At 72.1% G+C, this 14,066-nt stretch carries 14 protein-coding genes; 10 read left to right on the top strand and 4 right to left on the bottom strand.

Annotation, left to right across the window (positions count from 1 at the left end; translation table 11 throughout):
* Positions 1–6 precede the first annotated feature (6 nt).
* The 3 genes from AB0E91_RS23170 to AB0E91_RS23160 form a co-directional block, all read right to left on the bottom strand.
* The gene (locus tag AB0E91_RS23170) at positions 7–621 is read right to left on the bottom strand and encodes a DUF305 domain-containing protein (protein ID WP_361785019.1); all 615 of its coding nucleotides are present in this window, start codon (positions 619–621) and stop codon (positions 7–9) included.
* A 73-nt stretch (positions 622–694) separates the two neighbouring features.
* Complete coding sequence (locus tag AB0E91_RS23165) at positions 695–1,099, bottom strand: DUF6153 family protein (RefSeq protein ID WP_361785016.1); 405 nt, start codon at positions 1,097–1,099, stop codon at positions 695–697.
* Between the two features lie 117 nt (positions 1,100–1,216).
* Positions 1,217–1,693 (bottom strand): hypothetical protein, encoded by a 477-nt coding sequence (locus tag AB0E91_RS23160; protein WP_361785013.1) that lies wholly within the window; start codon positions 1,691–1,693, stop codon positions 1,217–1,219.
* Between the two features lie 163 nt (positions 1,694–1,856).
* Here AB0E91_RS23160 and AB0E91_RS23155 point away from each other — a divergent pair, with 163 nt between their 5' ends.
* From AB0E91_RS23155 to AB0E91_RS23110, 10 genes are all read left to right on the top strand, one after another.
* The gene (locus AB0E91_RS23155; protein WP_361785010.1) at positions 1,857–2,588 is read left to right on the top strand and encodes a GAF and ANTAR domain-containing protein; all 732 of its coding nucleotides are present in this window, start codon (positions 1,857–1,859) and stop codon (positions 2,586–2,588) included.
* A 105-nt stretch (positions 2,589–2,693) separates the two neighbouring features.
* On the top strand, positions 2,694–2,903 hold the full coding sequence (locus AB0E91_RS23150; RefSeq protein WP_361785008.1) for a hypothetical protein: 210 nt from the start codon (positions 2,694–2,696) through the stop codon (positions 2,901–2,903).
* A gap of 83 nt (positions 2,904–2,986) precedes the next feature.
* A complete protein-coding gene (locus tag AB0E91_RS23145; protein WP_361785005.1) occupies positions 2,987–3,277 on the top strand; it encodes a hypothetical protein in 291 nt (96 codons plus the stop codon).
* Positions 3,278–3,287: 10 nt separating this feature from the next.
* Entirely contained in the window at positions 3,288–4,805 is a 1,518-nt protein-coding gene (locus AB0E91_RS23140) for an MFS transporter (RefSeq protein ID WP_361785002.1), read from the top strand.
* Between the two features lie 285 nt (positions 4,806–5,090).
* A complete protein-coding gene (gene ctaD / locus AB0E91_RS23135) occupies positions 5,091–6,785 on the top strand; it encodes a cytochrome c oxidase subunit I (RefSeq protein WP_361784999.1) in 1,695 nt (564 codons plus the stop codon).
* Positions 6,786–6,800: 15 nt separating this feature from the next.
* A complete protein-coding gene (locus AB0E91_RS23130; RefSeq protein ID WP_361784997.1) occupies positions 6,801–7,154 on the top strand; it encodes a cytochrome C oxidase subunit I in 354 nt (117 codons plus the stop codon).
* A 67-nt stretch (positions 7,155–7,221) separates the two neighbouring features.
* Positions 7,222–7,386 (top strand): hypothetical protein, encoded by a 165-nt coding sequence (locus tag AB0E91_RS23125; RefSeq protein WP_361784994.1) that lies wholly within the window; start codon positions 7,222–7,224, stop codon positions 7,384–7,386.
* A gap of 139 nt (positions 7,387–7,525) precedes the next feature.
* Positions 7,526–8,929, top strand: a complete 1,404-nt coding sequence (locus AB0E91_RS23120) for a hypothetical protein (protein ID WP_361784991.1) — start codon at positions 7,526–7,528, stop codon at positions 8,927–8,929.
* An 88-nt stretch (positions 8,930–9,017) separates the two neighbouring features.
* A complete protein-coding gene (locus tag AB0E91_RS23115) occupies positions 9,018–10,265 on the top strand; it encodes an AAA family ATPase (RefSeq protein WP_361784988.1) in 1,248 nt (415 codons plus the stop codon).
* Positions 10,266–10,417: 152 nt separating this feature from the next.
* On the top strand, positions 10,418–11,623 hold the full coding sequence (locus AB0E91_RS23110) for a VWA-like domain-containing protein (RefSeq protein WP_361785534.1): 1,206 nt from the start codon (positions 10,418–10,420) through the stop codon (positions 11,621–11,623).
* A gap of 24 nt (positions 11,624–11,647) precedes the next feature.
* On the opposite strand, the gene AB0E91_RS23105 is transcribed toward AB0E91_RS23110, so the two are convergent.
* On the bottom strand, positions 11,648–14,062 hold the full coding sequence (locus AB0E91_RS23105; RefSeq protein WP_361784985.1) for a glycoside hydrolase family 32 protein: 2,415 nt from the start codon (positions 14,060–14,062) through the stop codon (positions 11,648–11,650).
* Positions 14,063–14,066 lie beyond the last annotated feature (4 nt).

The raw sequence follows: 14,066 nt of genomic DNA, 5'->3' as shown, positions 1-14,066 counted from the left end.
GGCGGGTCACTCGCCGCTGTCGAGGAGCTTCTTCATCTCCGCGATCTCGGCGCTCTGGCCGTCGATGACGGCGTCGGCCAGCTTCGTGGCGGGGGCGTAGCGGCCCTTGTCCTTCTCCGTGGTGGCCATCTCCACGGCGCCCTGGTGGTGGCGGATCATCAGGGAGAGGAACGCGGAGTCGAAGGCCGTGCCCTTCTTCTTCTCCAGGTCCGCCATGTCGTCGCCGCTCATCATGCCGGTCATGCCGCTCATGCCGGTGTGGGCCGAGTGGTCCATGCCCGCCATGGGCTCCTGCTCGCCCCAGGACTTCAGCCAGCCGCTCATGGTGCGGATCTCCGGGTCCTGCGCCTTCTCGATGCGCGCGGCGAGGTCCTTGACCTGCGCGGAATCGGTCCGGCCGGTGGCGAGCCGGGCCATCTCCAGGGCCTGCTGGTGGTGCGGGATCATGCCCTGCGCGAAGGCGACGTCCTGGGTGTTGTGCGCCGCCGCGGGGGCGGTGGCGCCGTGCGCGGAGTGGGCGCCGGTGTCGGTGGGGGCGCCGCCGCAGGCGCCGAGGAGGAGCGCGGCGGAGAGGGTGGCCGCACCGAGCGCGGCCGTGCGGAAGGTGTGACGGGTGGTCATGCTGGAACTCCTGTGGTCCGAGAGGTTGAGGGCACACCGCTGAACGCGACCGGGTACGGCCGCGCGGGTGCCTCTAGATCCGCAGGAGTTGGAGTTCCGCCAGGGAGGGCGGGGCGCGGGCGCCGTCCGGCGCCGACGCGGCTCGGGCGGGTGAGAGGGCGCCGGTCACGGGGGCGATGACGTCCGGGGAGGCGGGGAGCGCCAGTTCGGGTCCACCGGGTACGGCGCCCGACGCGCAGGTGGCGTCGGCGTGGTGCGCGTGCCCGCTTCCGTCGTGGCCGTGGTCGTGGTCGTGGTCCGCGCCGCAGTCGCCCGGGGCGCTGAGCACGGCTGCCGTGTGCGGGGCGCTCGCCCGCTGCACGGTCCCGGGTCCACAGCCGGGTGCCAGGCCGTGCATGGCCAGCAGCCCGCCCAGCACCAGCAGCACGAGCAGACGCCACGGGGGCGGGCCTGGGGTGCGCTGACGGGTACCGGACATCGGTCGCATCGTACGACGGCGCCGCTTCGGGCCCGCACCCGGACCCGCCGGTCAGGACAGTCCGCGGCAACCGTGTGCGACGACTCCAGGGGTGTGCCCGGGGGTGTGATCCGGTGACTACCCGTGGCAGCGGTGGCACTCCGACGCCGTCAGGATGCCGTAGGTGACGGTGCCGTAGACCAGGTGCGGGACCACGTCCGAGGTCCAGTCCACGGCGGACCAGGTCCTCGGGTCGCTCACGCCGAGCCGGGCCATCGGCACGTCGGCGCCGGCCATGGCGAGGGCGCCGGTGACGATGCCGCCGAGCCACCAGGGCATCCGGATTCCGGCGCCGCGCAGCAGGGAGACGACCACACCGGTGGCGCAGCCGACGCCGATGCCGGTGAGCGCGGCGATGCCGGTCAGCCGGTTCTCCAGGGTCTCGCCCGCACCGGGGACGGGGTGTCCTACGTCGTGGGCGACCTTGTCCACGACCTCGGACGGGGCCTCGCTGGCGGGCCTGCCCCGCAGCGCCATGTCGGCGTAGGTGACGGCGTTCAGCACGGTCGTTCCGGCGGCGCCCGCGACGCCGCCGCGCAGAATGGTCTCGATCATGCCCGCCGGGTTCCCAGGCGGGCGCCGCCGAATCCTGACCGGGCGCCGTCGCACACGGACACGGACACGTTTCGCCACGGCTCACCTGGAGAACCGGGCGGGTGGACGCGGACCCGTTCCGGACGGCACCGGCCTTCCGGGACACGGTCGGAGGTGGTGGCTCATGACTGCTGACCTGGCCCGGATCGACCCCGGTCAGATGCCCGAGTCCCTGTGCCGCGCCTGCGTGGGGCTGCTGCCCGTCGACGGCGCCTCCGTCTCCCTCGCGGGCGGACCGAGCGTACGGGCCACCTGGTGCGCCAGCGACCGTACGGCGGCGCGGCTCGCGGAGACGCAGTACACCCTGGGCGACGGCCCCTGCCGGAGCGCGCTGGACAGCGCGGCGGTGGTGCTGGCCGGCGACCTCACTCGGGGCCCGGACGCGCGCCGCTGGCCCGTGTTCGCCGCCGAGGCCGTGAGCCTGGGCGTAGAGGCCGTGTTCTCGCTGCCGCTGGGCGTCGACGGCACCACCGTCGGCACCCTCGACCTGTACCGCGACCGCCCCGGCGGACTGTCCGAGTCCGACCTGCGGATCGCCCTGTGGACCCGGGACGCCGTCACCTTCGCCGTCACGAACATCCAGCCCGGCGACGAGGCGGCCGAACGGTCCGCCGAGGAGGGGGTGGCGCCGTGGATGCGGGCCTCGGAGGCCGACCACGGCGAGGTGCGGCAGGCGGTCGGCATGGTCATGGTCCAGCTCGATCTGCCCCCGGAGCAGGCGCTGGACCGCATCGGGGCGGCCGCGTTCGCCGAGGGCCGGACGGTCGGCGAGCTGGCGCACGACATCGTGCTGCGCAGGTTCGGCTTCGGGTCGGAGCCGGGCGGTGGCCATGGCGCACGGGAGGGCGTTCCCTGACGTGTCCCGCGCCGCTCCTGACCGGCAAGGGCCATGTTTGCCCCGTGCCGCACCGGTGACTCGGCCGAGGAAGCCCTGCGGGGACTCGGAAGGAAGATGAAGGCCGTGACCAGCGACATCGCCATGACCAAGGACACCGAGGACAGCACCGGGGACACGAGGGAGGGGGCGTCCGTCCGCGTCGTCGAGACCGGCTGGGCCAGGGCCCGCCGGCTGCGCGGCCGGCGGGTGCGCACCTGTGTGGCCGCGGTCGTCCCGAAGGACTCCGCTCCCCGGACCGGTACGGAGTGGAACATCGTCAGGGGCGAGGACTGATTCCTCCGGCACCCCTGCGTTTCACAGGATGTCCGCCGGATACTTGAAACAGAGTATTTCCTCCGCCCGAGAGGGTGTTTCCCATGGATGTCGTCTATCTGTCCGAGCGGGAATTGCGGGCATTGGCCGAGATGGACAAGACCCTGGGCAGGGAGCCCTTCCTGATCCGGCACCTCCGGGGGCGGCGGCTCGCCCTGTGGGTGTCGGCGCTCGCCTTCGTCTCCGTCTGCCTGCTGGGCCTGGACGCGGTGTTCCGGACCCCGCTGCTGACCGTCGCGTTCGTGGTCGTCTGGGCGATCACCCTGACCGGTCTGGTGGGGCTGGTCGTGCGCTGGAGCCACCGGTGGAAGAGGCAGGTGACGATCCGTATATGAGGAGACCGGTATGAGGAGGCCGGAGACCGGGCCGTACATGCGGAGGCCGGAGACCGGGGAGGCCGGTTACGAGCCCGACCCGCGCAGGTGGCGGGCCCTGTCGGTCACGCTGGTGGCCGGGTTCATGAGCCTGCTGGACGTGACGATCGTGGCGGTCGCGCTGCCCACCATCCAGCGGGATCTGCACGCCTCCCCCGCCCAGGTGCAGTGGGTGGTCTCCGGATACGCCCTCACCTTCGCGCTCGCCCTCGTCACCGCCGGGCGGCTCGGCGACGCCCTGGACCGGCGCCGTATCTTCCTGCTGGCGCTCAGCGGCTTCGTGCTCTTCAGCGCGGCCTGCGGAGCGGCCCCCGACATCACTCTCCTGGTGGTGGCGCGTCTCGCCCAGGGCCTCGCGGCGGGCTTCATGGCGCCGCAGAACTCCGCGCTCATCCAGCAGATGTTCCGGGGCGCCGAGCGCGGCCGGGCCTTCGGCTTCTTCGGCGCGACGGTCGGCATCTCCTCCGCCGTAGGGCCCCTGACCGGCGGCGCGATCCTCGCCCTGGCCTCCGGCGACCAGGGCTGGCGGTGGATCTTCTACGTGAACGTGCCCATCGGCATCCTCGCCGTCCTGCTGGGCCGGCGGCTCCTCCCCCGCACCCGGCGCGGCGGGCGGGGGCACGTGGACGTCCCCGGGGTGCTGCTCCTCGGTCTCGGCGTGCTCGCGGTCATGTTCCCGATGGTCCAGGCGGACTCCGGTGGCATCGGGCGCCTGTGGTGGCTGTTCCCGGCGGGCACGGCGCTGCTCGTCCTCTTCGCGGCCTGGCAGCGGCGGCTCGTCGCCCGTGACACCCAGCCGCTGCTTGACCCGCGCCTGTTCACCACCGTGCGCGGCTACGCCGTGGGCGCGGGTGTCGGCACGCTGTACTTCATCGGCTTCAGCGGTGTCTGGCTGGTGTTCGCGCTCTTCTACCAGCACGGTCTCGGCTTCTCGCCGCTGATGTCCGGGCTCGCGGTGACCCCGTTCGCGCTCGGCTCCGCGATGGCCGCCGTACTGGCCGGGCGGCTGGTGGAGCGCTTCGGCCGCGTGCTCACGGTGTGCGGCCTTACGGCGGTGCTCGCGGGCCTCGGCGGCACCGCGCTCCTGCTGCGCCTCGCCCCGCTCGGCAGCGCCCCGTGGCTCGCCGCTCCGCTGCTGTTCCTGGGCGGTGTGGGCAGCGGGTTCGTGGTGTCCCCGAACATCACCATGACCCTGCGCGAGGTGCCCGTCCGCATGGCGGGCGCGGCGGGCGGCGCCCTCCAGACCGGCCAGCGCCTCGGCGCGGCGGTGGGTACGGCGGCGCTGCCGGGCTTGTTTTACGTCGCGCTCGGCGGCCACGGCGACTACCGCTCCGCGCTCACCACGGCCCTGGCCGCCGCCCTCGTCGGCATGGCGGCGTCCCTGGCGCTCGCGACCTTCGACTGGCGGCGGGACCGGCGCGCGTCCCGGGCCCGGCGCGAGTATTCCGAGGAGGTCGCGAACGATCCGGTGAACGCCCGGCAGAGCTGAGTCCGCCCGGGGGTGCGCTTTCCCGATCGCGGCGCGCGCGATACACGTTCCCGATCGCGGGCGTGCGCGGTGGACGTTCCCGATCGCGGGCGCGCGCGGTGCGCATTCCCCTTCACGAGCCGCGCGATGCGCTTTTCCGACCACTGCTCCACTCGTGTGCGGCAACCACCCGTACGGCGGCATGTCGACCGCCCGGGAACGCCCTTCTCCGCCCCGAGCCACCAGGATTGCGGTCACCTACGCCATGGGGCGGCCGGACCGCGAACACCAGGAGAAGCGCAACCCGTGACTACCATCGACCGCCCCGAGCCGGCAGCGGAGGACTCGTCCGAGAACGAGCTGCTGGTCCGGCGCAGCGAGCCCGGCAGTGTCGTGGTGAAGTGGCTGACGACCACCGACCACAAGACGATCGGCACGCTGTATCTCGTGACGTCGTTCGCCTTCTTCCTCATCGGCGGCGTACTGGCGCTGCTGATGCGTGCCGAGCTGGCCCGGCCGGGGCTGCAGATCATCTCCAACGAGCAGTTCAACCAGGCGTTCACGATGCACGGCACGGTGATGCTGCTGATGTTCGCGACACCACTGTTCGCGGGCTTCACCAACTGGATCATGCCGCTCCAGATCGGCGCGCCGGACGTGGCGTTCCCGCGGCTGAACATGCTGGCCTACTGGCTGTATCTCTTCGGTTCGCTCATCGTGGTCAGCGGCTTCCTCACCCCGCAGGGCGCGGCCGACTTCGGCTGGTTCGCGTACTCGCCGCTCTCGAACGCCATCCGCTCCCCCGGGCTGGGCGGCGACCTGTGGATCATGGGGCTGGCCCTCTCCGGCTTCGGCACGATCCTCGGCTCGGTCAACTTCATCACCACGATCATCTGCATGCGCGCGCCCGGCATGACCATGTTCCGCATGCCGATCTTCTGCTGGAACGCGATGCTGACCAGCGTTCTCGTCCTGCTCGCCTTCCCGGTCCTCGCGGCCGCGCTGCTCGCCCTGGAGGCGGACCGCAAGTTCGGCGCCCACGTCTACGACGCGGCCAACGGCGGCCCCCTGCTGTGGCAACACCTCTTCTGGTTCTTCGGCCATCCGGAGGTGTACATCATCGCCCTGCCGTTCTTCGGCATCGTCACGGAGATCATCCCCGTGTTCTCGCGCAAGCCGATCTTCGGCTACATGGGTCTGGTGGCGGCGACGATCGCGATCGCGGGCCTCTCGGTGACCGTGTGGGCGCACCACATGTACGTCACCGGTGGTGTGTTGCTGCCCTACTTCTCCTTCATGACGTTCCTGATCGCGGTGCCGACCGGAGTGAAATTCTTCAACTGGATCGGCACCATGTGGAAAGGCTCGGTGTCCTTCGAGACACCGATGCTGTGGACCACGGGCTTCCTCGTCACGTTCCTCTTCGGCGGCCTCACCGGCGTGATCCTGGCGTCGCCCCCGATGGACTTCCACGTCTCCGACTCGTACTTCGTGGTCGCCCACTTCCACTACGTCGTGTTCGGCACCGTCGTCTTCGCGATGTTCGCGGGCTTCCACTTCTGGTGGCCCAAGTTCACCGGCCGGATGCTGGACGAGCGCCTGGGCAAGATCACCTTCTGGACGCTGTTCGTCGGTTTCCACGGCACCTTCCTGGTCCAGCACTGGCTGGGCGCGGAAGGCATGCCCCGCCGCTACGCGGACTACCTCGCGGCCGACGGCTTCACCCTCCTCAACACCGTCTCCACGATCGGCGCGTTCCTGCTGGGCCTGTCGATGCTGCCGTTCTTCTACAACGTCTGGAAGACCGCGCACTACGGCAAGCTTGTCAACGTGGACGACCCGTGGGGCTACGGCCGCTCCCTGGAGTGGGCGACCTCCTGCCCGCCCCCACGCCACAACTTCCTGACGCTGCCCCGCATCCGCAGCGAATCCCCCGCCTTCGACCTGCACCACCCCGACATCGCGATGGCCGAGCACGCCGCGCACGCGATCCGGCCGTGACCGCGCGGAGACACCATGAGCGACCCAGCGGGACGTGAGGCCGAGGACGCCAGGCTCGGCAACGAGGTCGAGGGATACCTGCTGTGGCAGGCCACCATCGCGGTCGCGGAACAGCGCGCGCGTGACTTCACCGGCCCCATGGACTGGCTGACCACAGCCCAGCGCGAGGAGATCGAACGGCACTACATCGCCGACAGCCTCCACCGCGCCCGCCAGGACCTGGAGCGCGTCGCCGCCCGCTGCCGCTCCCTGCGCACCGAGTACGAACAGCGCTACCGCGCCCTCCGCCTCCGCTGCGTCGCCTGCACCCTGGCGGCCGTCGCCTGCCTGACCTCGGTGACGACGGCCGCGGTCTCCCTGGCCAGATGACCCGGCTCCCTCCGTGACGAATGCAGGCTCCCGGGTACCCGGGAGTCCTCACGGAGGGAGTCCAGCCATGAGCGAACCGACCCCGACCCCGTCCCAGGCCGAAGGCGAACGCGAACCGGACATGGACACGATCGGCGGCCGCGAGAGAGCCGCCCGCCGCGACGTACCCCGCACGACGCCGTCACAGGCGGAGGGGGAACGGGAGACGGACATGGACGAGAACGGCGCATAGGACGGACCGCGCTGCGACGTCCGCGCCGGTCACGCCGGATTACCGCATGACAGGCCGCCGACGCCGTGGTTACGATGCACGCGATGAAGAACTCCTCCTCTTTTGGATCGGGGGAATCGTTCGCGTCAGGTGAGTGCTGATGGCACATCACTTCGCGAGCATTCCGACCCGACTGTCGATGTGGCGCCGTGTGCGTGAGTACGCCGTGCCACTGTCCATGATCGAGACGGCCACCGCGCGGCGCGCGGTCGGTGACTGGGGCGGTGCCTGTGCGGCCGCCCGGGTGGACGTCGATCTCGATCTGCGCGCCGTGCGTGAGCGGTACGGCATGGAATTCACCGGCCTGCTGCGGGCTGATCTGCGGCGGCTGGCGCCGGATCTGCTGCGCTGGCACATGCCCCGGATCGCCCCCGACGGACGGCTGCGCCCCGGCCTCACCGTGACCCTCGCCCGCTATCCCGGGCCCCCACTCGTGCATCTCGTCGTACGGACGCCGCCCGCCTGGGCGGACGCCGGGCAGCGGATGACGCTGGCCCTGTGGGACGGGTCGGGGAGCGGGTACGGCGGTCATCATCCGCATCCGCATCCCGACCGGCGTTTCCGGCTCGATCTGCACCGGCGGCTGTGGGACGTCCGGGAGTGCGGCACGCTCGGGAGACCGCCCGGCCGGGCCGGCGCGCCTCCCGAGGGCCTGGACCTGCCCGCCCCGTGGGCCGTCGGAAACTGGGCGGCCGAGGCGGAGGCGCTGCTGCGCGCCGAGGGGCGTGCTCGGGGGATGTTCGGCGTCCGGCTCGGGGCGCGTCGTCGTGTCGTACTCGAACTCGTCGCGCCCGACGACCGTCATGCGCCGGTGGTTCGGCTCGTGCGGGAGGCGCTGCCCTCTCAGGAGGTCGCGGCGCTTCCGGTGCTGCCGGAGGCGGGCGCGCGGGTGCTGCCGGATGTCGAACTGCTGCGGGCGGGGCTGGTGACGCTGCCGAGGTTGCATCCGCTCGTCGCGGCCGCGTTGGCGGAGTACGGAGCGGCGGGTGCGTCCGCCGGGGCTCCGGCCGACCCGCACGATCCGCATCGGGTCGAGTGCCGGGGACAGGTGCACCGGATCGCCCTGCGGGACGGTGTACTGACCGCCGTCGACCACGATCCGGCCGAAGTGCGGCGCGAGGAACTGCTGGTGGCGCTCGGCGGGCCGCCGCTGCCGTGTCTGCGGGCGATCGACGCCGTGCACCGCAGCCCCGAGGCCCTGCCCGCGATCCGGGAACGGCTGCGGCACGGCGACACGGCCGGGGCACTGGCCGTGGTGGAGGGGCTGCTCGGCCCGGGGGCTCTGCTGCGCGACGGGCCGCTGCGGGACGAGCTGGAGTCGGCGGCGTCCGGCCGGATCGAGCACGGGCTGTACCGCTCGGGGCTGGTCGCCGTGCACCCCGCCGCCGAGGCGGCGAAGGAGGCGGAGCGCCGTCACCGGCACCGGCCCGACCGCCGTACGCCGCTCGTCCTGCGTCGCAAGCGAAACAAGAAGAACCGGCCCCGAAACGCCCTTTCCTCCTGACCGACTCCACGCGGAGCCCGGTCAACCTCCCACGCTTTCACACCCCTTGGGACATGTCTGTCCCCCTTGCCTCCCCCTGGTGATGCCCATGACTTCCAGCACCCTCAGCGCTCCCCAACTCGTCCTCGCACAAGACCTCTTGACCCTCCTGCGCACGACCACCACCGAGCCCCGCCCCGACGAGCAGCTCGAAGCGCTCGCCCTCGCCGTCGCGGCCGATCTGCCCGTGCTGCTCTGGGGCGAGCCCGGCATCGGCAAGACCGCCGCCCTGACGCAGCTCGCCGGCACGCTCGATCTGCCGCTGACGACCGTGATCGCCAGCGTCCACGAGCCGTCCGACTTCTCCGGGCTGCCCGTCCTCGGGGACGAACCGGAGGTGCGCGGGGTGCCGATGGCGCCGCCACAGTGGGCGGTCGAACTGGTGCGGGCCGGAAAGGGGTTGCTGTTCCTCGACGAACTGTCCACCGCCACACCCGCCGTGCAGGCCGCGCTGCTCCGGGTCGTCCTGGAGCGCCGGGTCGGCACACTCCAACTCCCGCCGGGCGTACGGATCGTGGCCGCCGCCAACCCGCGCGCGTCGGCGGCGGACGGTTGGGAGCTGAGTCCGCCGCTGGCCAACCGGTTCGTGCATCTGCACTGGGTCCACGACCGCGAGGTGGTGGTGCGCGGGCTGGGCGGTGTCTGGCCCCGGGCCGAACTTCCCCTGCTGGTGCCGGAGTTGCTGCCAGAGGCAGTGGCCCTCGCGCGGCGCACCGTCACCAGCTTCCTGCACGCCCGGCCGACCCTGATCCACCGCCTGCCCACCACCGAGACCCGGCGCGGCGGCGCCTGGCCCTCGCCCCGCAGCTGGGAGGCCGCGCTGACCCTGCTGGCCTTCGGCACGGCGGCGTCCGTCTCCCGCGACGTGCTGGCGCTGCTCGTGAGGGGCGCGGTCGGGGACGGTCCCGGACTCGAACTCCTCGCGCACATGGACCGGTTGGACCTGCCCGACCCGGAGGTCCTGCTCGCCGACCCGGCCACCGCCGAGCTTCCGGAACGGGGTGATCTGCGGCAGGCGACGCTGGACGCGGTCGTCGCCGCCGTGGGCGCCCGGCCCGAACGGCCGCGCTGGGAAGCCGCCTGGGCGGTCCTGGCCCGGGCGCTGGAGACCGGCGCCCCCGACCTCCTGGTCGCCCCGGCCACGACCCTGGCAGCGCTCCGGCGCGACGACTGGGACGTACCGGACGCGGTGGAGCGGCTGACCGGGGTGATCGGCCTCGCCCGGGGCGCCGACCGGTCGGTGGAGCGGGTGGCCGCGGCGGCCGGGGCGGGGCGTACGACGGGGGCGCGCCGATGACGGGGGCCACGGAGAGGCGGGTGACCGCCGCGACCGGCACCGCGAAGCGCCCCGTACCGCGCCCCATGCCCCCACCCCCGCCACCCCGCTCCGTCAATCCCGTACGCCCCACTGCTCCCCCACGCTCCACCGGCCCCGCCCTCCCCCTGGACCTGCCCAAGCTCCTCACCGCGCGCCTCCACGCGGTCAAGGTCCGCCCCTACCTCGCCGACGCCCTCTTCGCGCTGCATGTCGTGGAGGACCGCTCGGTGCCGACCATGGCGGTGGACGCGCACTGGCGCTGCTACGTCTCCCCCGCCTTCGTGGCACGCACCCCCGTGGAGGAGCTGGCCGGTGTCTGGGTGCACGAGGTCTCCCATCTGCTCCGGGACCACCACGGCCGGGGCGAGCGGTACGCGCGGGAGTACGAGGCGCACGGGCCGGGCGAGTCGTTGCGGTGGAACATCGCCGCCGACTTCGAGATCAACGACGACATCTACGGCGACGGTCTTCCGCGTCCCTTCGGGGCGGTGGTCCCGGCGCTGCTGGGGCTGTCCGACGGCCTGCTCATGGAGGAGTACCTGCGGACGGCCTCGCTGTCCGGGCCCATCGCGAGCCTGGCCTGGCTGGACTGCGGAAGCGGTGCCGACGGGCGGGTGCGGCCGTGGGACCTGGGGCCCGACGGGGCGTACGGACTGAGCAGACAGCAGCGGGACGCGGTGCGGTTCCGGGTCGCGGAGGGGATCAAGGGCCGGCCGGGCACCGCGCCGGACGGCTGGCGCCGGTGGGCGGACGAGGCGTTCCATCCCCCGCAGCCGTGGCGGCAGTTGCTGGGGGCGGCGGTCCGTTCGGCGGCGAGCTCGCCGGGGGTGGGCGAGAACCACACCTACCGGCGCCCGTCCCGCCGCTCGGCGAGTGTCCCCGGGGTGGTGCTGCCGAGTCTGCGCCGTACGCCGCCCCGGGTGTGCGTGGTGATCGACACCTCCGGGTCGGTGAGCGACGCCGAGCTGGGCGGCGCGTTGCTGGAGGTGGCGGCGATCTCCCGCGCGGTGGGCGGCCGGCGCGACCTGGTCTCGGTGATCTCCTGCGACGCGGCGGCCGGGATCGCCGTACCGCTCTGCCGCGCCGAGAGCCTCGAACTGATCGGCGGTGGCGGCACGGATCTGCGGTCCGGGTTCGCCCGGGCGCTGCGCGCGCGGCCGCGCCCGGACGTGATCGTGGCCCTGACGGACGGCCAGACGCCCTGGCCGTCCGCCCCGCCGCCGTGCCGTACCGTCGTCGGCCTGTTCCCGCGTCCGCCCCGGGCCCAGGACGAGGAGGACCCCGACTACGTCCCGGAGGGGCCGCCCGCCTGGGCCCGGGTGGTCACCATCGGATGACGGTCCCCGGGCCTCGGTGACGGCTCAACCGACGACCAGGTTCTGCGCGACCGTGTTCCCGGCGAAGCCGTTCACGCCGAACAGCCCGCTCGGGTACGTCCCGTCGGTGGCGTCGATGACCGGGTCGGGTGCGTTGCCGAGCCAGACGCGGATGCGGTCGCCGTTCGTCTGCACCCTGAGGTGATAGGCGCGGCCCTCGACGACGGTCGTCCGGTACGTGGCGATGTCCCGGCCGGGGCGCCAGAGTTTGACGACGCCGCTGGTGTCGATGTTCGCCGTGTACCCGGCACCGGAGGCGTCCGCGCGGAACGTGAGGCCGGTGGCCGTGCCGTTGGTGACGGACAGGTCGCCCTGGTAGGTGAAGTCGGTGCCGGTGCGGTCGCTGAGGTAGAAGCCGTCCCCGGCGCTGCGGCCGTGCAGCCCGTCGGGGCCGACCGTCCAGGTGCCGCCGCGCGGTGTCCACCGTCCGGCGGGGAAGCTCGCGAAGCCGCCCGTGCCGGTGTCGAGGTTCTGCACGGTGGCGGTGCCGCTGTAGACGTTCGCGCCGAACACCCCGCTCGTGTACGTGCCGTCGGTCGCGTCGATGACCGGGTCGGAGCCGTTGTCGAGCCAGACGCGGATGCGGTCGCCGTTCGTCTGCACCTTCAGATGGTGGGTGCTGCCGGGCGCGATGGGTGTGGCGTACGACGCGATGTCCCGGCCGGGGCGCCAGAGTTTGACGACCCCGCTGGTGTCGATGTTCGCCGTGTACCCGGCACCGGACGCGTCCGCCCGGAACGTGAGACCCCCGGCGCGGGCGGAGTCGAGGCTGATGTCGCCCTGGTAGGTCGCGTCGCCCGCGCTGGTGGCGCTGAGGTAGAAGGCGTCACCGGAGGCGGAGGCCCGCTTGCCGCCGCTGACGTCGCTCCAGGTGCCGCCGGAGGCGTGCCAGGGTCCCTTGAGGTTGCTCAGCAGTGTGGACTGGCCGGTGCCCCAACTGGTGTTGAGACGCGTGAACGTGGCGCTGTCCAGGGTGACCTTGCCGTCGAGCGCGAAGAGTCCGATGCCCTGGCTGTCGGCGCCGGAGTCGAAGTAGGCGTTGTCGGAGAGGGAGTAGAGACCGCCGTCGGCGAAGAGCTCCAACTGCCCCCGGTCCACGAGGAGTCGCAGGGTCACCTTGCCGTTCCTCGGCTTGAGCGGCTTGCCCTGGAGCGTCTGGGCCTGGGTGTCGTAGACGACCCGGCGGTCGGCGGAGCCGTCCGAGCGCAGATGCAGGTCGAAGCCGAACCGGGAGGCGGTGGCGTTCTTGACGTCGAACTGCGCGGTCAGCTCGTAGGTGTCGGCCTTGACGCCGTCGAGGAGGTTGCCGGACTTGGTGGTGTCGATCGTACGGTTCTTCCAACTGCGGCTGTCCGAGGCGAGGGTGGACAGTTCGGCGACCGGGGTGCGGGTGATCCGGGGGCCGTCGGGGGTGGTCGCCAGGGCCAGGGTCGCGGGGAAGGTCGCGTTGCCGGTCCAGGTGCTGCCGTAGTTGCCGCCCTGCCAGGCCATCTGGACGGTACGGCCGTCGGGGGTGTTGGTGAACGTCTCGGCGGCGTAGAAGCTGCCGCCCGCGTAGGTGGTGCCGAGGTCCATCTGCTGCGGCTGGGTCCAGTCGGTGCTGAACGTCCTGCCGTCGAAGGAGCCGACGACGTACTGGCTGGAGGCGGAGGTCAGAACCCACTTCTGCTGACCGGAGTTGCCGTCCAGGTTCAGCGGGTACATGTCCGGGCACTCGAAGAGCCAGGGCGCGCCGAAGCGGCTGGCGAACGTCCAGTCCAGGAGGTTGGGCGAGGTATAGATGTTCACGCCGTTGCCGCCCTGCGAGGACCACACCACCATCGCCCAGCGGTGCCGGGCCGCGTCCCAGAACACCTTGGGGTCACGGCTCTCGTCCGGGATGTCGATGACCTTGCGGCCCTTGTCGTAGGACTGGAAGGTCTGGCCGTTGTCGTTGCTGTAGAAGACGCTGACGCCGTTGGTGTTGGAGAAGACGACGATCGGGTCCAGCGACCCGGTCTTCAGGCCCGAGGTGTTGTCCTTGTCGACGACTCCCCCGCCGGAGAACAGCGTGCCGGGGTGGACTCCCGGCTCCAGCGCCATCGGCTTCTGCGTCCAGTGGACCAGGTCGGGGCTGGTGGCGTGACCCCAGTGCATCGTGTCCCAGGCCAGGCCGTGCGGGTTGTGCTGGTAGAAGAAGTGGTAGAGCCCGTTGGCATAGACAAGGCCGTTGGGGTCGTTCATCCAGCCGGACTGCGAGCTGAAGTGGAACTGGCCCCGGTACGGCTCGCTGTAGGTGGTCGGGGCGTACGGGAACTCCGGGTAGTCCTGCACCGTCCCGGCGGCCGCGGGCGTGCCCGGCAGCATCGCCGCCAGGAGCGCGATCAGGGAGACGAGCAGGGCTGCGGCTCTTCGACGCACGGGA

Source organism: Streptomyces sp. NPDC026659, from assembly GCF_040638245.1.
GTDB lineage: Bacteria > Actinomycetota > Actinomycetes > Streptomycetales > Streptomycetaceae > Streptomyces.
This window is presented reverse-complemented; position numbering and strand designations above follow the sequence as displayed.

Excerpts from the sequence above, each read along its gene's own strand:
- AB0E91_RS23170 (WP_361785019.1), bottom strand. The coding sequence starts at position 621 with ATGACCACCCGTCACACCTTCCGCACGGCCGCGCTCGGTGCGGCCACC.
- AB0E91_RS23165 (WP_361785016.1), bottom strand. The coding sequence starts at position 1,099 with ATGTCCGGTACCCGTCAGCGCACCCCAGGCCCGCCCCCGTGGCGTCTG.
- AB0E91_RS23160 (WP_361785013.1), bottom strand. The coding sequence starts at position 1,693 with ATGATCGAGACCATTCTGCGCGGCGGCGTCGCGGGCGCCGCCGGAACG.
- AB0E91_RS23155 (WP_361785010.1), top strand. The coding sequence starts at position 1,857 with ATGACTGCTGACCTGGCCCGGATCGACCCCGGTCAGATGCCCGAGTCC.
- AB0E91_RS23145 (WP_361785005.1), top strand. The coding sequence starts at position 2,987 with ATGGATGTCGTCTATCTGTCCGAGCGGGAATTGCGGGCATTGGCCGAG.
- AB0E91_RS23140 (WP_361785002.1), top strand. The coding sequence starts at position 3,288 with ATGAGGAGGCCGGAGACCGGGCCGTACATGCGGAGGCCGGAGACCGGG.
- AB0E91_RS23130 (WP_361784997.1), top strand. The coding sequence starts at position 6,801 with ATGAGCGACCCAGCGGGACGTGAGGCCGAGGACGCCAGGCTCGGCAAC.
- AB0E91_RS23125 (WP_361784994.1), top strand. The coding sequence starts at position 7,222 with ATGAGCGAACCGACCCCGACCCCGTCCCAGGCCGAAGGCGAACGCGAA.
- AB0E91_RS23120 (WP_361784991.1), top strand. The coding sequence starts at position 7,526 with ATGGCACATCACTTCGCGAGCATTCCGACCCGACTGTCGATGTGGCGC.
- AB0E91_RS23115 (WP_361784988.1), top strand. The coding sequence starts at position 9,018 with ATGACTTCCAGCACCCTCAGCGCTCCCCAACTCGTCCTCGCACAAGAC.